The sequence below is a fragment of the Agrobacterium sp. SORGH_AS 787 genome (assembly GCF_030819035.1).
GTDB classification, from domain to species: domain Bacteria; phylum Pseudomonadota; class Alphaproteobacteria; order Rhizobiales; family Rhizobiaceae; genus Agrobacterium; species Agrobacterium larrymoorei_B.
Window position 1 is genome coordinate 1,926,410 of record NZ_JAUTBG010000001.1, and the last position, 17,341, is coordinate 1,943,750.

Annotated in this window: 13 protein-coding genes and 1 pseudogene; 7 read left to right on the forward strand and 7 right to left on the reverse strand. The window is 56.4% G+C overall.

Annotated features, from left to right (window positions below; all coding sequences use genetic code 11):
• Nucleotides 1-71: 71 nt before the first annotated feature.
• Nucleotides 72-2,221: pseudogene (locus QE435_RS08475) on the reverse strand (TonB-dependent siderophore receptor).
• Between the two features lie 212 nt (nt 2,222-2,433).
• On the reverse strand, nt 2,434-3,315 hold the full coding sequence (locus QE435_RS08480; protein WP_349040952.1) for an AraC family transcriptional regulator: 882 nt from the start codon (nt 3,313-3,315) through the stop codon (nt 2,434-2,436).
• Nucleotides 3,316-3,493: 178 nt separating this feature from the next.
• Between QE435_RS08480 and QE435_RS08485 the strand changes: the two genes are divergently transcribed.
• The 6 genes from QE435_RS08485 (at nt 3,494) to QE435_RS08510 (ending at nt 9,972) form a co-directional block, all read left to right on the forward strand.
• The gene (locus QE435_RS08485; protein ID WP_349040953.1) at nt 3,494-4,306 is read left to right on the forward strand and encodes an ATP-binding cassette domain-containing protein; all 813 of its coding nucleotides are present in this window, start codon (nt 3,494-3,496) and stop codon (nt 4,304-4,306) included.
• A gap of 580 nt (nt 4,307-4,886) precedes the next feature.
• On the forward strand, nt 4,887-6,119 hold the full coding sequence (proV, locus tag QE435_RS08490; protein WP_309770412.1) for a glycine betaine/L-proline ABC transporter ATP-binding protein ProV: 1,233 nt from the start codon (nt 4,887-4,889) through the stop codon (nt 6,117-6,119).
• A 42-nt stretch (nt 6,120-6,161) separates the two neighbouring features.
• Complete coding sequence (locus tag QE435_RS08495) at nt 6,162-7,046, forward strand: proline/glycine betaine ABC transporter permease (RefSeq protein WP_306927687.1); 885 nt, start codon at nt 6,162-6,164, stop codon at nt 7,044-7,046.
• Between the two features lie 66 nt (nt 7,047-7,112).
• Nucleotides 7,113-8,012 (forward strand): glycine betaine ABC transporter substrate-binding protein, encoded by a 900-nt coding sequence (locus QE435_RS08500; protein WP_349040954.1) that lies wholly within the window; start codon nt 7,113-7,115, stop codon nt 8,010-8,012.
• 59 nt (nt 8,013-8,071) lie between these two features.
• Complete coding sequence (locus QE435_RS08505) at nt 8,072-8,347, forward strand: transcriptional regulator (protein ID WP_349040955.1); 276 nt, start codon at nt 8,072-8,074, stop codon at nt 8,345-8,347.
• Between the two features lie 215 nt (nt 8,348-8,562).
• Nucleotides 8,563-9,972 (forward strand): HD domain-containing phosphohydrolase, encoded by a 1,410-nt coding sequence (locus QE435_RS08510; RefSeq protein WP_349040956.1) that lies wholly within the window; start codon nt 8,563-8,565, stop codon nt 9,970-9,972.
• A 138-nt stretch (nt 9,973-10,110) separates the two neighbouring features.
• Here QE435_RS08510 and QE435_RS08515 read toward each other — a convergent pair whose 3' ends face one another.
• Genes QE435_RS08515 through QE435_RS08535 form a run of 5 tightly spaced genes read right to left on the reverse strand, consistent with a single transcriptional unit; the run spans nt 10,111 to nt 14,877 of the window.
• Entirely contained in the window at nt 10,111-11,010 is a 900-nt protein-coding gene (locus tag QE435_RS08515; protein ID WP_309770418.1) for a MurR/RpiR family transcriptional regulator, read from the reverse strand.
• Nucleotides 11,011-11,056: 46 nt separating this feature from the next.
• Nucleotides 11,057-11,995: an ABC transporter substrate-binding protein gene (locus QE435_RS08520; RefSeq protein ID WP_349040957.1), complete on the reverse strand. Its 939-nt coding sequence runs from the start codon at nt 11,993-11,995 to the stop codon at nt 11,057-11,059.
• A 13-nt stretch (nt 11,996-12,008) separates the two neighbouring features.
• On the reverse strand, nt 12,009-13,043 hold the full coding sequence (locus QE435_RS08525; RefSeq protein WP_349040958.1) for an iron ABC transporter permease: 1,035 nt from the start codon (nt 13,041-13,043) through the stop codon (nt 12,009-12,011).
• Nucleotides 13,043-14,059 (reverse strand): iron ABC transporter permease, encoded by a 1,017-nt coding sequence (locus QE435_RS08530; protein WP_349040959.1) that lies wholly within the window; start codon nt 14,057-14,059, stop codon nt 13,043-13,045. Before QE435_RS08530 ends, QE435_RS08525 begins: the two co-directional genes overlap by 1 nt.
• Nucleotides 14,056-14,877: an ABC transporter ATP-binding protein gene (locus QE435_RS08535; RefSeq protein WP_306927673.1), complete on the reverse strand. Its 822-nt coding sequence runs from the start codon at nt 14,875-14,877 to the stop codon at nt 14,056-14,058. Before QE435_RS08535 ends, QE435_RS08530 begins: the two co-directional genes overlap by 4 nt.
• A gap of 364 nt (nt 14,878-15,241) precedes the next feature.
• Between QE435_RS08535 and QE435_RS08540 the strand changes: the two genes are divergently transcribed.
• Nucleotides 15,242-17,302: a TonB-dependent siderophore receptor gene (locus tag QE435_RS08540; protein WP_349040960.1), complete on the forward strand. Its 2,061-nt coding sequence runs from the start codon at nt 15,242-15,244 to the stop codon at nt 17,300-17,302.
• Nucleotides 17,303-17,341 lie beyond the last annotated feature (39 nt).

Consider the following 17,341-nt stretch of genomic DNA (forward strand, 5'->3'; position numbering starts at 1 on the left):
GGCTCCTGTCACAAAGGCCCTCGACTTACAAAGCCGAGAGCCGTCTGCGAAACATGTGTTAATTTGTCAACTTACCAGGCTTTGCTGATTTTGAACATCAGCGTGCGCGCATCACCGTATCCGCAGGCACCCTCACCGCGGCAGGCTTCCACATAGGTCTTGTCGAAGAGGTTGGTGACGTTGAGCGACGCCGTCCAGTCATCCTTCTTGTAGCGGATCGCCGCATCGACAACTGTTGATTCAGGTACGCTCTTCGTATTCGCTTCGTCCGCCCAGGACTTGCCCTTGTAACGCAGTCCAGCGCCTATGCTGACACCCTCCAGCAGTCCGGATGTCACGGTATAGTCCGCCCAGAGGGACGCTGAATGCTCGGGGACGACATAAAGCGACTTGCCGACGAGAGCGGGATTGGGATCGTTTTTGGTCACTTCGGTGTCGGTATAGGCATAGGACGCAAGCAGCTTCCAATTTTCGTCGACATTGACCTTGCCCTCGATTTCAAAGCCCCTCGACTGCGCCCCGCCCAACTGATCTGTAAAGGGTGCAGTCGCGATCGACACGGTGGCATTGCGCTTGTTGATCTGGAACACAGAGGCCGTGATTGAGGCATCCATGAACTCAGGCACATACTTGATGCCTGCTTCGTACTGCTCCCCTTCTTCCGGCTTCAGCGGGCCTTGCAGACCGCGTCCGACAAGCGGATTGAAGAAGGTTGCGGCACTTATGTAGGGCGTAACGCCGTTATCGAACTCGTAGGCGAGACCGGCACGACCGCTCCAAGCACCATCGGTATCTTTGAAGCTGCCCGCCGGCGTCAGCTTGTTGTCGAAATCCGTATGAACGACGTCGTAACGGCCGTTCAGCGTCACAAGCCAGCCGCCACCGAAGCGGATCTGATCCTGAGCATAAAGGCCGAGCTGGTTCATCGTCACCGTCTCGTTGTAGAGCGGCGAAGGAGCTACTTGCGGCTGGCCATAGACAGGGTTGTTGACGTCGATCGTGCCGGAGCCGAAGACAGAGTTCTGCACATTGTCGATGTGATAGAGGCGGTAATCGACGCCCAGCATGACCTTGTGTTCGATGCCGCCCAGATCGAAGGAATTTTCGATCCGGTTATCCCATCCAACCGTATTGGCGGCGGTGTCGCCCTCGAAGTTGAGCCGATTGAGGGCGGTTGCTGACGCCCACAGGTACGGGTAGACGAAGTGCTCGTACTTGTTCAGGTGCCCATAACGGAGATTTGAGGTCAACTCCCAGCCGTTATCGAAGGTATGCTCCAGTTCATAACCGGCCATTGTCTGGCTGTAGCGGCCGGTATCGATATCGGGTTCGCCGGGGAAGAAGCGGCGGGAAATCTTGCCGACGCCGGGGCGGTCGATGACAGTGCCTTCATAGGGTAGGAAGCCATTGCCGGTGTGCAGTTGGTCCAAACCGGAATAGGAAGCCCAAAGAGTGAGTTTCGTGTCCTCGTCAGGCGAGATGGTCAGCTGCGGCATGATGAAGCCGCGGAAGTCGTGCGTGTAATCCGTATAGCCGTCACCGCCGCCGATCTTGCCGGTCAAACGATACCGCATCGTGCCATCTTCATTGACCTTGTCGGAAAGGTCGAAGGCGCCATACCCATTGCCGTTACTGTTGACGCCAGCTTCCGTGTAGTAATAGGGGGCATCCGTTGGCCGCTTGCTCGTCATGTTGACGATACCGCCCGCATTCGCGCCGCCATAGAGAACCGAGGCTGGCCCCTTCAGGACTTCAACGCGCTCTAGAGCGAATGCGTCGATCTGGAAATTGCCGAAACCATAGGAGAAAAGGCTGAGCCCATCGAGATAGACACCGGTCTGGCTCGCGTCGAAGCCGCGAATGTAATACCAATCCGTGTCCGGATCGTTGCCGAAAGGCTGGGTCGTGACGCCCGGCGTGTAGCGCAAAGCCTCATCCACCTTGTTGACCACGCCGCGATCATCCAATTCCTCACGACCGATAACGGAAACCGCCTGGGGAATTTCCTGAATTGGTGTATCGCTCTTCGAGCCGGTGGAAGATTTCTTCGCGCGACGTAACCGTTGACGGAGCCTTGCCCATTTCGTTCTCCGCGGATAACGATCGGAGCAAGCGTGGTCGCAGCCTCCTGCGCATGTGCCGGCCAGGTGCCGCAAATGGCGATGATCGCCACTCCGCACAGCTCAAGCCTCGCCCCAAATCCTCTTCCAGTCTTGTCCATTATGTGCCCCACTACCCAAACTCTCCGCCTCGAAGCTCGATGCGGCCCTGCAATAGCTGAGCAATTAACTCATCTTTACTCCGGTGGATTGGCTTGATCTGCAGCAATTGGATGTTTTTGGGCGATCTCTCAAAACAGCCAATGGATATTTGCAAAAATGCACCACCCGCCTGCTAACAACGGGGTCAGATTTGCCGCTTGCTTGACATTGGTCACGACTGGCGAGCTTTACGCCAACGTGCGGGCGTCGTCCCGAGATGCTTGCGAAATACTTTGGTGAAATGCGCCTGGTCGGAGAATCCGGTTTCAGCCGCAATTTCGGTCAGCGGTTGGGTATCCAGCGAAAGCAGTTCCTTCGCCTTCTCCAACCTGGTCCTCATCTGCCACTCATGCGGCGCCAGACCAGTCGATGCCTTGAACGAGTGGCTGAAATGGGATTGCGACATTCGGGTGAGCTCGGCAAGCTCCTGCAGGCGGATGTTGCGGGTGCAGTTTTCGCTGATGAAATCGGTAGCTCGGCGCAATTGCCATCCCGCAAGGGTGCTGCGCCGCCGCGGCGAGGTCTTTTCCAATTTCAGAACGTCAATCAGGAGCGCCAATGCAAGGCTGTCTCCGTAAAGATCGTTCAGCGGTGCGCTGCTGGTAAGTTCGGTCGCGATCAGTTGCGCGAGCGTCATCACACGTTGGTCGAAGAACAGTAGCTGCGGATCCTGTAGCTTCTTCGGATCAATCTCTTCTGAAAGCCGCTGGACGAGAACATCCGCATCGAAATGGATATCAAGGTGCCGGACATATTGCACATCGGCGAAATCAACCCACAAATCCATGTCGGCGGGAATATAGGAAATCGGGCTATGACCATCCTGCGGGGTGCCGGAAGATTTAGGGGACAGCTTTACGTTCGACCGTCCACGTCCTCGCTGGTCTAAGAGGATAAAGAGGCGGGGGTCGCGAGCAGTATAGTGACCGCCAGCGTAGGAGGCGCACTCGACGTCCCAGAGATCGGCAGTTATCCCGTTCCAATAGCGGCGGCGCAGCCCGCCCATGACAGAGAAACCTTCGATCCTGTTTTCCATCCGCGGCTGGAAATTCATGATTATGCACCCCAAGGTAAAACTTGTATATAATTATCAAGTTCTCTAACTAGCTGCAATCCTGGACTCGAGCGCGCCGCGCGCGTTCACGTCGATATGGGCAGGCGTGTTACCATGTTGCCAAATGAACGAACATGACCTCGCTTGATCGAGAAACATGCAAGACGGGTGACTGATAATGCTGACGAACGCCGAGCCTCGTACCGTAGAAGCCGTTCCGCCCGTTGTTTCGCTGAAGGATGTCACTTTCGCTGTCGACGGTCGGGTCCTACTCCAACCGCTAACGCTCGATATTCCCGCGGGTCTCTCCGTTGCTCTGATAGGTCACAATGGCTCCGGCAAATCCACCCTCCTAAAGCTGATCGGCCGGCAGCAGCCCGCAAGTGCAGGTAAAATCCATTTCGAGGGAAAGCCGCTCGAAAGCTGGGGGGCTCGGGAATTCGCTCGCCGGCTCGCTTACCTTCCGCAGCGAACGCCAGTTGCGCCTGGTATGCTGGTGAAGGAACTGGTCGCGCTTGGCCGCTATCCCTGGCATGGAGCGCTCGGACGCTTCGGCACGTCAGACCAGGCCAAAGTCGATGAGGCAATCGCTCTTACGGGCATCGGCCCATTTGCGGAACGCATGGTTGACAGCCTGTCTGGCGGAGAGCGCCAGCGTGTGTGGCTCGCCATGCTCGTGGCTCAGGACGCCACTTGCCTGTTACTCGACGAACCCATCTCGGCGCTCGATATCGGTCAGCAACTCGAGGTCTTGTCGCTGACGCGGGACCTTTGCCGAAAAAAAGGCATCACTATCATAACGGTTCTGCACGACATCAACATGGCCGCACGCTATTGCGATAGGGTGGTCGCATTGCATTCCGGCAGCCTGATGGCGCAAGGTACACCTGAGGAGATCATGACGGTGGAGGAGCTTGCGCGCATTTTCGATGTCCGCATGGATATTTTGCGGCAGCCATCGAATGGCGGGTTGTTGGCTTTCGCCCAATAAATCCTCGAAGACGCTTCTTGGCGTTAGGCGCACAATGAAGGTTCGGCAAATATGGTGGTGCCACAGCTTTGAGCCAGGCGGAATGCCCCCACCGCTCTCAGAGCAGCTGCCAGGTTCTAGACGCGTGCCCACATACCGCGATGTCGCAAATCGGTCGATAAAGGTCGATGCGTTTCCTGGCGAAATGTGGTGGTCACGCTTAGTTCACCACAAGGCTTTTTTAGCTTTGGCAGGCTTGATTCTTCTGTCGAATGCGGCCTTCAAACGCCAGTTTTAGCCCGATGGACGAAAAAAATTTGAGGTTTTTTTATGGACATTGGAAAAAAATCGCCGTAGGACACACCCATCGATGAGCTTGGAGTTCGCAAACATGCATATTCATTTCGATTAAAGAGTGATTATGCAAAGGCGCCATCGCAGTTTTTGAAGGCTTCTTCTCAAGGCTGCGGCTAGCTGCGATGTCGCAAATAAGCTGTTACCCTATCGAGGGCCGCCTGGTCCTTAAACCGCGAGGTTGTCAGGCCCTATTGCTATCAAAGAAGGAGAATGCCCTCGCTCTATGCTGGGCTAATTTGATTTTATGAATTCTCAAACTGAAAATGACGCACTGGCTCTGCCGGTTTCGACCAAAATCAGTCTCAATAACGTCTACAAGATATTCGGTGAGGATACCGATAAGGCGCTGGACATGGTTCGCGCCGGGAAGACGAAATCTGAAATCCACTCCGTTACCGGATGTTCCGTTGGCGTCAACAAGGCCAGCTTCGATATCAAATCCGGCGAAATTTTCGTTATCATGGGCCTGTCAGGCTCGGGCAAATCCACCCTCCTACGTCTGCTCAACCGGTTGATCGAGCCGACGGCGGGTTCAATCAAGATCGATGGCGAAGACATAACGAAGATGTCCCGTCGCGACCTGATTGAGCTTCGCAGGCGCGATATCAGCATGGTCTTCCAGTCCTTTGCTCTTCTGCCCAACCGCACAGTGCTCAACAATGCCGCCTTCGGACTTGAGGTTGCCGGTATGGGAGAAGCCGAGCGTAAAGCAAAGGCGCTCTCAGCGCTCGAAGCTGTCGGTCTTGCCGGTTACGCAGACAGCATGCCTGATCAGCTTTCCGGCGGAATGAAACAACGCGTTGGCCTGGCGCGCGCGCTCGCCAGTGAGCCCACAATCCTGCTTATGGATGAGGCGTTCTCCGCTCTCGATCCACTGATCCGCACGGAGATGCAGGATGAACTTGTCCGCCTGCAGGCCGAGCACAGCCGGACCATCGTTTTTGTCAGCCATGATCTCGATGAGGCAATGCGGATCGGTGATCGGATCTGCATCATGCAGAATGGCAACGTCATCCAGGTCGGCACGCCTGATGAAATTGTCATGAACCCGGCAAATGACTATGTCCGCTCCTTTTTCAGGAATGTCGATGTTAGCCACGTCTTCAAGGCGGGCGACGTCGCGCGGAAAACGCAGGTGACGATCATTGATCGGCAGGGTGTGACCGCTGCCGCCGCGCTTGAGCGAATGAAGACATTTGACCGCGAATACGCGATCATTCTGGGCCGTGACAAAACCTATCACGGCGTCGTCAGCCAAACCACGCTTGTCGAAAACATGCGCTCTGGACATGCGGACCCTTATCGCGCCGCTTTCCTATCGGAGATCGAACCGATCCCTGCCGACGAGCCTTTGTCGAACGTCCTTGGAAGGGTGGCCGCAAGCCCATGGCCGGTTCCAGTCATCGATCACTCCAGGCACTATCTCGGCTCCATCAGCAAATCGACACTGCTTGAAACGCTCGACCGCGCAAGCTGATCTTTGCATTTCCCCCAACCGGCCAACGACCGGAGAGACATTATGAACTTCGATATCGGGGACGGCGTCGATGCCGTCGTCAATTATGTTTTGGACAATTTTTCACCGTTCCTGGACTTCGTCGCCACTGTAATCGGCTTCGTGACAGGGACCATCCAAGACACGCTAACCGCCATTCCCATGCCTGTGGGTGTTCTCATCTTTGTCTTCCTGTCGTTTTGGCGGGTCGGCGCAGGTTTTGGTTTGCTTGCTGGCCTTGCGCTTTGGCTCGTTGATCACATGGGACTATGGACGGCAATGATGGAAACGCTGTCACTCGTCATAGCTTCGACGCTCATGGCGATGCTTGCCGGACTGCCGCTCGGGATTGCAATGGCGCGAAAGGATTCCGTGGCCGCTATTGTCAGACCGATCCTCGACTTGATGCAGACCATGCCCGCATTCGTCTATCTCATTCCAGCGGCAATGTTTTTCGGGCTCGGCGCCGTACCTGGCGCTATCGCAACCGTGATTTTCGCCATGCCGCCGGTGGTGCGCCTTACCAATCTTGGTATTCGCCAAGTGCATGTCGAATTCATCGAAGCCGGAAATGCTTTCGGCTGCACCTCCTCTCAGTTGCTCTTCAAGGTGCAACTGCCGAACGCCATGCCGTCGATCATGGCGGGCATCAACCAGACGATCATGCTGTCGCTTTCCATGGTCGTCATCGCATCCATGATTGGCGCAGGCGGCATTGGGAACACGGTTCTCACGGGCATCCAGCGTCTCGATGTCGGAACCGGTTTTGAAGGCGGTCTCGCTGTCGTCATCCTCGCGGTGATCCTGGACCGCCTTACCCAAAGTCTTGGAAAGCCCCAGTCGGCATTTTGGTCGGTGCTTTTCAAGAGAAGGAGCGAGCGTAAGGAACTATCTCCGGCAACAGCCTGAGGCCCTGCGCCGCCCAACGATGCGGATGCTGAATCCGCAAATTCAAACCTCCCAAAAGGAGAACATATGTTCAAGACACTTTCCTCGACCCGCCGGGCCGCACTTGGTGGCGCTATCGGGTTTGCTGCCGCTCTGCTCTTTGGCTCGGCAACGCCAACTATCGCCCAAGATGCGAAAACGGTGAAGCTCGGCTTTGCCCCATGGTCCGACGCTGAGTTCGTCACCAAACTTGCAGCCAAGCTAATCAAGGAAAAGCTTGGCCAGAATGTGAAACTCGTCCAGACGGATGTCGCGCCGCTTTACCAGGGCGTGAGCCGGGGTGACATCGATGTCATGATGATGGCGTGGTTGCCGGCAACCCACGCGGATTATTTCGCGAAGGTGAAGGACAAGGTCGAAACCCTCGGCACAGTCTATGAAGGCGCGAAGCTAGGGTGGGTGGTCCCAGCCTATATTCCCGAAGGCGAGATCGCCTCAATCGAGGATCTGAAGAAACCCGAGATTCAGAAAAAGCTGTCGAATACGATCCAGGGCATCGATCCCGGTGCTGGCCTGACGCGACTTTCGCAACAGGCGGTCAAGGACTATGAACTCAACCAATACAAGCTGCAGATCTCCAGCGAAGCAGGCATGCTAACGACAGTTGACCGGGCGATCAGAAGTGAAAAGTGGTTCGTCGCCACGTCCTGGAGCCCGCACTGGATGTTTGGAAAGTACAAGCTCCGCTATCTCACAGATCCGAAAGAATCCTTGGGTCAGGCGGAGCATGTCGACATCCTCGCGTCGAAGACATTCAGGGAAGAAAACCCCAAGGCTGCGGAGTTTCTGTCACGCATGAAGTTGCCGCTCAACGACTTGGAAGCGGCGATGTTCACAGCCCAGGAGTCCTCTTACGAGGCTGCGATCGAAAAATACATCAAGGACCATCCAGATCAGGTTAAGGCCTGGCTTGGAGAACAGAGCTGATGCAATCCGGCCTTCTCAGACGATAGTCCAGGAGGCCGGTTCATTATCGGGGGTAAGGGATGGAACGAAGAACCAATCACAGAGCGCTGACCGATAACGACACACTCGGAGGCCGCATCTCATTGGCGCGCGATGCGTCGGCGCTGTCGCTCGTCACTGCTGCGAAGATGGTCGGCGTGGAGAGCGACGTTTGGAGCGCCTGGGAAAATGATCGGAGCGAGCCGGCTCACGCGTATATGGAGACGATTGCTGCTTCGCTGCATGTCAGCGGAACATGGCTTGCGACGGGGTTCGGTCCTGGGCCGCGATGGCCAAGTGATGAGGCGCTCTTTTAAAATGTGTGCGGGTGGTCCGAACACCTCTTCTATCCTGACCCGAAATGTCATCACAGCGCATCGCGGGTCCAGATGAACCATACGGAACTTGAAACACGTCTCAGCCGGTGAAGCGGATCATTTGCGCCAAAGAAATTTTCAACTGCGAAAATTGGGGCTCCTAAGTGTTCAGAAACACTCTTTCGATAGCGTCGTAACTCAATCGAGGATCTGTTATGCCGCAGGTGCAGATTCGTTTGGCTGAGATTATCGAAGCCCTCAGCAAGGCGCTGGATATGACAGAGGGTCAGCCAGAGGGACATTGTATCCGCTGCTGTTACATCGGAACGAGCATAGGAAGAGAGATCGGCCTCAGTGACCCGGAGCTGCGTGATCTCTATTACACACTTCTGTTGAAAGATCTGGGCTGCAGCAGCAACGCGTCGCGCATCTGCGAACTCTATTTGGCCGATGACATCAGCTTCAAGAATGACTTCAAGCTCCTCGATGGAAGTTTGGGGCAGGTTCTGAAGTTCGTCATCAGCCACACAGGAACGAAGGCGGGTCTTGCCGAACGTTTCCGCAGCCTGCTCAATATTCTTAAAAATGGGGGCGAGATTTCGACTGCCCTCATGCAGACGAGGTGTCAACGCGGTGCCGAAATTGCTCGACAAATGCGATTTTCGGAAAAAGTGGCCGAAGGCATCATCGGTCTGGATGAGCATTGGAGCGGGCGCGGCAAACCGAGTGGATTTGCCGGAAAGGAAATCCCGCTTTTCTCGAGGATAGCTCTCTTAGCGCAGGTGATCGATGTCTTCCAGGCCAGCGGTGGCTCGCAGGCCGCTCTCGAGGAAATCTCCAAGCGCAAGGGCGATTGGTTCGATCCGGCTCTCGTTGACGTCTTTGAGAGGATCGCGTCGCGACGAGAATTTTGGAGGGAACTGACCTCGCCCGACCTGGAGAGAATTGTTCTCGCTTCCGAACCGGGTCAGCACGGGGTTTTGGCCGATGATGATTATCTCGATGATATCGCCGCTGGTTTTGCGAAGGTGATCGATGCCAAAAGCCCTTACACATCGGGCCATAGCGAGCGCGTTGCGCTTTATACCGATCTTATCGCTGAGGAAATGCAAATCGATTTCGAAACGCGCCGCGTTTTGAAAAGAGCCGCTTTGCTGCATGACATCGGCAAACTTGGTGTGAGCAACAGTGTCTTGGACAAGGCTGGGAAACTTGATGATGAAGAATGGCACCAGATGAGGCGACATTCGGAGTTTTCAGAGCAGATTCTTTCCGCAATCGGAGCGTTCGCCAACGCTGCACTGATCGGAGGCGCGCATCACGAGCGTCTAGACGGTAAAGGGTACCCAAGGGGCCTAAGCGCAGACCAGATACCAATGGAAGTTCGGATCGTATCCACCGCCGATGTCTTCGATGCCCTGACGGCTGATCGGCCTTACAGGCAGGCGATGTCGCTGCAGGAAGCGTTCTCAATACTCTGGGATGGAGCAGGGCTCTCCCATGATCCAATCTGCATCAGCGCCCTTGAACGTGCCGTAGCAAGAACGCCCTTGAGTGTTTGTGCCGGCATGCCGGTTTCGCGAGAGTCACTTTCGTCTTCGGATGAAGCTGAAAAAGCAGCTTAACACGTAGAGCTGCCGATACCGTCAGTCGCGGCTCTTGCGCTCTCTACTATTGAGGAGGCGATCTAGGATCGGTGGCTTCTTCAATGGTAATGCGGGGTGAGAGGGTGGCTTAGGCACCGCCACGGCGGCTTCAACCAGCTATCTTTTTGTTGGGCGCACCTGCTCTCGAATTTCGACAAGCCGGTCGATAGAATGCAGGGTTCGATCTGGATCTCTTGCTGCAAGTGCCAGCATAAGGGTTTCGACGCAAGTAAGGAGAGGAGCATGTAATGCGACTTGCTCTGCCTTGCTTCGAGGTATGACGATACTCACCGTCGCATGCTTCAAAAGCGGGCTGTCTGCCTTGCTTACGATAAAGGCAACGGGAACTTTCAATCTCTCGGCTTCGGCCAGCATCGCCGTGCTTTCATTATGCAATCGGCCATGCATCATCGCCAGGACCACATCACCCGGTGTCATTTCCAGAAGCTGCTCCGCCAGCATGATGCCCGTGCTTGTTAAGGCGTAAGACGGATAGCCTGAGCGGGAGAATAATCTCGATGCGTAATTAGCAATAATCCCCGAAGCCCCTATTCCGAATACCCCGATCCGCCGCGCGTTTGCGAGCAGATTGACCGTCTGGCGGAATGCGCGGCGGTTCGGCTCTGAAGCAAGGGCCTCCATGGCACTTCGCTGCTCCTCGATTGCGAAGTCTATAGCGGCATCGGCACTTCGACGAAGCTCGGCGGTCGTTACCGCCATTTTTTCCGAGGGAGAATCCGTCTGGCCGAGATGAGCGGCAAGCGTCTCCTTCAAATCGATAAGCCCGTCGAAACCAAGCGTTTGGATCGCACGGATAACGGTGGCGTCCGACGTGCCTGTTGCGCGGGCGATCTCCAGTGCCGATTTGCCAAGAACAGCATGTCTGTGCCCGTCGATATACTCAGCCACCGTCAGCAGGCTTGGGGAGAGCGTCGCACGGCGCTTCTTGAGCCGCTCGGCAAACTTGTCCTTTCGCCGGCCACGGCTGTAGGGGATGCGCTGTGTGCTGTCTGCCATGACCGGCTCCAAATAATCGCTTTGCCGCTGATTGCGGCGCAATGGGTTACGGGACTGGGCGAGGCGCGACCGTTGCCTGCACCATTGCGGTCATGAGTGAAAGCGCGGCGTAGCTGTTGGAAATTGCCTCTTCGCGCGAGACCATGACATATTTACCATCGCGGCACGCCTTCAAGAACCCGCAAAATCCCGGCAGCACCTTCTCCATTTCGGCGATTTCTTTTTGCGAATCTCCACCTGTATCGCTCCGGTAGGGATCAAAAATGAAATCGGCATCCAGTTCCGGCAGGCGTTCAGCGCTAATCTCGATCCGTTGGCCTTCCGCAATTCCATCGATAATAGGAGGAAACCGGAAGCCAGCGTCACGAAGCACGCGTCCAAGCGCGCGGTAGGTGTGATATGTGTTGATCTTGCCGTTGAGCGGCTGGAACACCGAAACGGTTATTGCCGATGTGTCTGCGGCTTCTTTCAAGGCGGCGATCCCGCTTTGATAGCGTCGCTCCAGAACCTCCAGCCGTTGTTCTGTCCCTGTCAGCGCGGCAAGCTTGGCATAGACGTGCTGGGCACCGAACTTTGCTGCGTCCAGCGCAACTGTCGGAGCGATGCGTTCCAGGGCCTCGATCGGTGTCGGCCGGCCAATTGTTGTCACGATCAGATCGGGTTTGATGTCAGCCAGTTTTTCGAGATCGATATCGTTTGCCCCGATGAATGCGATCGCTGAATTGTCGAAATCCACGCCTGTCAGAAGCGAGCCGGAGCGAAGATAAGGCTTGGCGTCGGGACCGATGCGGCCGTGGCTTGCAGCGGGCATCACGCCGAGTTCGATGAGCGGAATGGTGACGTCGATGTCATGCAGTGAGGCAATCCGCTGCGGCCGTGCGGGCACGTCGACGCTGCGCCCCAAGTCGTCGGTGAAGCGGATTGTTTCCTGCGCTGATGCCATGAGCGGCAGAAACAGGAAAACACAAAGGATAAGGACGCGCATCGCTAAAAGCTCCTCAAATATGGTGCCGTCGCTGCCAAAGCAGACCGACAAGCAGGACAACACCCAGAACGGAAAGGACGATGCCAGCGGGTATCTGAACCGGGGCGAACACGGTACGACCAAGCGTATCCGCCAGAAGAACCAGCCCGGCGCCGATCAAGGCGCTCCCGGAAAGCAGTGCAGCCTGGCCGCCACCGATGATGAAACGGCTCAGATGCGGTGCGAGCAGTCCGACAAAGCCAAGGCTGCCCGCGCAGGAAACGGCAGCTGCCGTCATTAGCACGGACGCAATAATCGCAATCAGCCTGTAGCGGTTGGTTCGAACGCCAAGGCCGATTGCCGTGATCTCTCCCAAAAGACTTGCCTCAGCAGCACGGACTGTCAGAACGAGCATACCGCCTCCAAGAATGAGGCATGTCCAGGCAAGCGGCAGCAGCGTTGGCTGAACACCCGATAGGCTACCCGCCATCCATATCATGGCGGCTTGCACGTTATCGATGTCGGCGCTTACCAGTATCAGTGCGATGATGGCAGAGAGAAACCAGGAAATGCCGATCCCGATGAGAATAAACCGGATATGAGACAGTGACCGCGCCATCGACATGGCGACGAGTGCGGCAGTAAGTCCGCCCGCCATGCCCACGATCGGACGGAGGTAAAGCGGAGCGGCAGGCCAACTGAGGATCGTGACGATCACAGCGAGGCTCGCGCCTTCTCGCACCCCGAGCAAGCCAGGATCCGCCAACCCGTTTCGGGTCAGAGCCTGGAGTGCCGCACCCGATAGACCAAGCATTGCGCCACAAGCGAGCGCCATGGCGACACGAGGCGCGCGCAGGTCGCCGACGATGTCGTAGGTATGCGAGGACATTCCGGTAAGGAAGGCGAGGGCATCTCCAAAGCCAGCGTGCCCGCTGCCGATTGCGAGTGCCGCAATGGCACAAGCGAGCAAGAGGATGGCGAGCCCCAGGCTCATCAGGCAACGCTGCAAATGGAACCGCACGGAGAACGTGCCAATTCTGACAGACACGTAGTTTGAAACCGTCTCCATCACAGCCTCCGCGCCACGATCAAGAGAAACACGGGAGCGCCGACAAGCGCCGTCATGATACCTGTCGCGACTTCGCGGCCTGGCAAAATGCTGCGGGCGACGATATCAGCCATGACCAGCAGGGCGGCGCCACCCAAGGCTGACAGCATCACGGCATGAAGATGCCGTCCGCCGGTAAGCCTTATTGCTAAACCGGGGACGATGAGACCCACGAAGCCGATCGGTCCAACGGTCGAAACGGCGGTTCCCGATGCGAGGGCCGCAGCAGCAAGTCCGACCAGCCGCGTCGTCTTGAGAGGCACGCCGCGACTGATCGCGGACGCGTCTCCCAGCGCCATAGCATCGAGACGGGGAGCAATGACCAGTGCAACGGCGCCAGCAACGGCGAGAGGTAGAAGGGCCGCGATGACCTGCTGCCAGGACGCGCCCGCGAGATCACCGACAAGCCAGAAACGAACGGCCTCCAGCGTCTCCTGATCAAGCAGTAGGATGGCCGAGACCAGGGCCGAAGCGAGTGCAGAAAGCGCTATACCGCAGAAAACCAGCTTTGTTACGGTCATGCCAAGTCTGCCGGCGGAAGACAGAGCGAAGACGGCGGCAAAGACGACGGCACCGCCGCAAGCGGCCAGAAGCGGACGCTCCACTATGGTCGGCTGGATCGCCGCAGGCAGAGCCGTCGCCACGACCACGGCAAGGCTGGCACCGGCATTGAGGCCGAGAATATGGGGCTCCGCGAGTGGATTGCGCAGAAGCGATTGTAGCAGCAGGCCGGCGATGCCCAGCGCAGCGCCACTTAGGAGCGCTGCGCATAGACGTGGCAGCCGTAAACTAAAGAGAATTCGATGATTGAAGTTGGCGGGATCGAAGGAAAAGAGGGTGTCGAGCACGACGGAAGGGGGCATTCCCCTTGCGCCGATGGAAAGGTGTAAGAGAGCCAAAACCAGTGTCAATCCGGCCAGGGGCACCAGCAACGCCCATCTTGAGACTGTCGGCGCGGTGAGGGGGGCTGCTCTCACGGATTGCTCCTGAAGCCCGGAACAGGCAGAAAAGCGGGTCTTCCGGTCGCCGGATGGTTCAGCCGCGTGACGGTCGTTTCGAAGACGTCACGAATCAACTCTTCCGAGCAGACGGCGAGATCGTCGACAATGGTGTGAATGCGGCCCGCTTTCATGAAGATGATACGGTCTGCATATTGGAAGGCGGCATTCAGATCGTGCAGAACCGCAACGACTGTTCGCCCCAGATCGCTCGTCAGCCGCCCGATCATATCCATCACCTCGTTCTGGAAGCGCAGATCGAGAAAGGTCGTGGGCTCGTCGAGAAGGATGACGGACGTTTCCTGGGCGAGCGTCATGGCAATAAAGGCACGCTGCCTTTGTCCTCCAGACAGGCTGTCGACAGCGCGTCCGGCAAGGTCTGCCAGAGAGGTCGCGGAAAGAGCCTGCTTTACCGCCGCCTCGTCGCTCTGCGACCAATGCTTTAAAAAGCCCTGATGCGGATAGCGGCCTCGCGAGACGAGATCGTAAACGGTTATGCCTTCGGGAACGAGCGGCGCCTGTGGGAGGAGACCGAGTTTTTTGGCAATCTCTTTGCTCGGGGTCGTGGAAATATCCCGTCCATTGAGCAGCACCGCACCATGGGAGGGCTTCAATATACGCGCCAGGAGCGAAAGCAGGGTCGACTTGCCTGAACCATTTGGTCCTGCCAGCACGGTCAACTGCCCTTCGCGCACGAGGAAGCTGACATCGTCAAGAACGACGTTGGCACCGTAGGCCGCTGAGAGGGCCTGGGCGTCCAACAAGATGGCGCCGCCAGATTTCGTATCTTCGCTCATCGTCAACTTTCAACTTCTCTGGCGCAACGACGTGCATATCATGACTGTAGTAGTCAAATATTTTTGTCTTTAAAAGTTGTTTTTGACGGGGGTAGTGCGCTTGGCGTTCGGCTGATCGCCTCCAGATATCGCTTAATTCCGGGCCATTTTCGGACAGTCTCGGTCAGATGTAGTCAAATTAAAAATTGACTACTACAGTCATGAAATCCATGGACGTGCTCATGAGTTTTGATACCTGGGGCGCATCATGGGACAAGCGAGACATTTAAAACATTCAACGGCGATCTTGCTTGTTTCGTGTATCTTTGCGGCAGCGTGCAGCTCGGCATATGCCCAGGAACTATCTCGGCAAAAAACCAAGCGCGTGACCGCGCAGGATGCTGCCCCAACCCAGCTTTCGACGATCGTGATCAACGGGGCAGCTGACGCCGCCACGAACAGGTATCAACCCGTCGCGACGTCCACAGCCACTCGCACGAACACCCCTCTGCTGGATATTCCCCAGGCCGTCAATGTCGTCAGCCAAGAGGTTCTTCAGGATCAGCATGCGACGAGCCTGGATGAAGCCTTGGCAAACATCAGCGGTATTTCACAGGCGAATACGCTGGGCGGCACGCAAGATTCAATCATTCGTCGTGGTTTCGGCGACAACCGAGACGGCTCGATTCTGATCAACGGGATGAAGACTGCCTTGAACCGTTCGTTCAATGCGACGACGGACCGGGTAGAGGTGCTAAAGGGACCATCTTCCACGCTTTACGGTATCCTGGATCCAGGCGGCATGATCAATGTCGTGACGAAGAAACCAGAGGACACTTTCTCCGCCGACATTTATTCTAGTGCTTCCAGCTTCGGCGGTGGGTCGGCAGGTTTCGATGTGACCGGCCCGCTTGAAGGCACCGACCTGTCATACCGGCTTATCGGCGATTACAGGCACATCGATTACTGGCGCAATTTCGGCGAAACCAAGGATTGGCTGATCGCACCATCGCTATCCTGGTCCGGTGAAGACACGGATGTGACGGTGTCTTACATGCACCAGGACTACAGCACGCCCTTCGATCGCGGTACGATCTTTGATTTGACCACCGGCCACATGGTCAATGTGGATCGTAAAACCCGCTTCGATGAGCCCTATAATGTCACCGACGGCAAGTCCGATCTCTTTCAGGTCGATATCGACCGCCAGCTCTCGGATGACTGGAAGCTCGGCATTGACTATAGCTACAGCCGCAATGTGTATTCCGACAATCAGGCGCGCGTCATGGAATACACTCCAGCAACCGGCGTCCTCAAGCGCCGTGCTGATGCAACGCAAGGCTCCACTATTTACAATCATGCCGTCAGGACGGATTTGACCGGCGATGTCGAGATCGGCGATTTTCGGCACGAAATCCTGATCGGTGCCTCCTACGACTACGCCAACACGCTGCGAACCGATCTCCTGCGATGTGGTAATGTTACGGGTTTCAACATCTATAATCCGGTCTACGGAACACTGCCAGCCTGTACCACGGTTTCGCGGGCCGACAGCGACCAGACGGAGATCCTCAGTACAGCTTCGTTGTATTTGCAAGACAACTGGCATCTGAGCGATCAGTGGATTGTGGTGGGAGGTCTGCGTTATCAATATTACGATCTGGTGGCAGGCAAAGGACGCCCCTTCAAAACGAATACGGACAGCCATGGTGATGCGCTCGTCCCCAATGCCGGGATCGTCTATAAGCTGACGCCTGATGTTTCCCTATATGCCAACGCCGCGAAGACATTTCGACCACAGTCTTCCATCGCTAACCCTTACGGCAATCTCGACCCGGAGGAAGGCGTTTCCTATGAGGTTGGTGCCAAATTCGAGATTGCGTCCGGCCTTACGGCAAATTTCGCCCTGTACACATCGGAGAAAAAGAATGTCGCCTATTCGGCGCTGGACAATAATGGAATGCCCGTGGTCAAGACCGCAGGTCTCGTGCGCTCACGAGGCTTTGAGATCGATGTCGCTGGTTCGCTGACGGATGACATCGATATCATTGCCAGCTATGGATACACTGATGCAGAGGTCCTCGAAGATCCCACCTATGCTGGTAAGCGTCTTGTCAATGTGCCCGCACACACCGGCTCGCTTTATGTAACCTATGATTTTGGCGAGATTGGCGGGAGCGGCAACACCCTCAAGGTGGGTTCCGGTGTGCGCGCTGTCGGAGAGCGTGCTGGCATGAACGACAACGCGTATTTCCTTCCCGGTTATGCTGTCGTCGATGCTTTCGCGACCTACACGTTGAATTTCGAGAGACCCATCGCGCTGCAGCTTAATGTGAAGAACATTTTCGATAAAACGTACTACACCTCCTCAATCGGCACGACAGCTCTTGGAAACTCCATTGGTGAGCCGCTCAACGCGACATTGACGGCAAAGATCAGCTTTTAATCTCATGGCGGTCAGGCACGGCTCTGTGTCTGACTCGCA

Coding starts and splice junctions, on each gene's coding strand:
- QE435_RS08480 (WP_349040952.1), bottom strand. CDS start 3,315: ATGAATTTCCAGCCGCGGATGGAAAACAGGATCGAAGGTTTCTCTGTC.
- QE435_RS08515 (WP_309770418.1), bottom strand. CDS start 11,010: ATGGCAGACAGCACACAGCGCATCCCCTACAGCCGTGGCCGGCGAAAG.
- QE435_RS08535 (WP_306927673.1), bottom strand. CDS start 14,877: ATGAGCGAAGATACGAAATCTGGCGGCGCCATCTTGTTGGACGCCCAG.
- QE435_RS08520 (WP_349040957.1), bottom strand. CDS start 11,995: ATGCGCGTCCTTATCCTTTGTGTTTTCCTGTTTCTGCCGCTCATGGCA.
- proV (WP_309770412.1), top strand. CDS start 4,887: ATGAATTCTCAAACTGAAAATGACGCACTGGCTCTGCCGGTTTCGACC.
- QE435_RS08525 (WP_349040958.1), bottom strand. CDS start 13,043: ATGGAGACGGTTTCAAACTACGTGTCTGTCAGAATTGGCACGTTCTCC.
- QE435_RS08505 (WP_349040955.1), top strand. CDS start 8,072: ATGGAACGAAGAACCAATCACAGAGCGCTGACCGATAACGACACACTC.
- QE435_RS08510 (WP_349040956.1), top strand. CDS start 8,563: ATGCCGCAGGTGCAGATTCGTTTGGCTGAGATTATCGAAGCCCTCAGC.
- QE435_RS08485 (WP_349040953.1), top strand. CDS start 3,494: ATGCTGACGAACGCCGAGCCTCGTACCGTAGAAGCCGTTCCGCCCGTT.
- QE435_RS08495 (WP_306927687.1), top strand. CDS start 6,162: ATGAACTTCGATATCGGGGACGGCGTCGATGCCGTCGTCAATTATGTT.
- QE435_RS08500 (WP_349040954.1), top strand. CDS start 7,113: ATGTTCAAGACACTTTCCTCGACCCGCCGGGCCGCACTTGGTGGCGCT.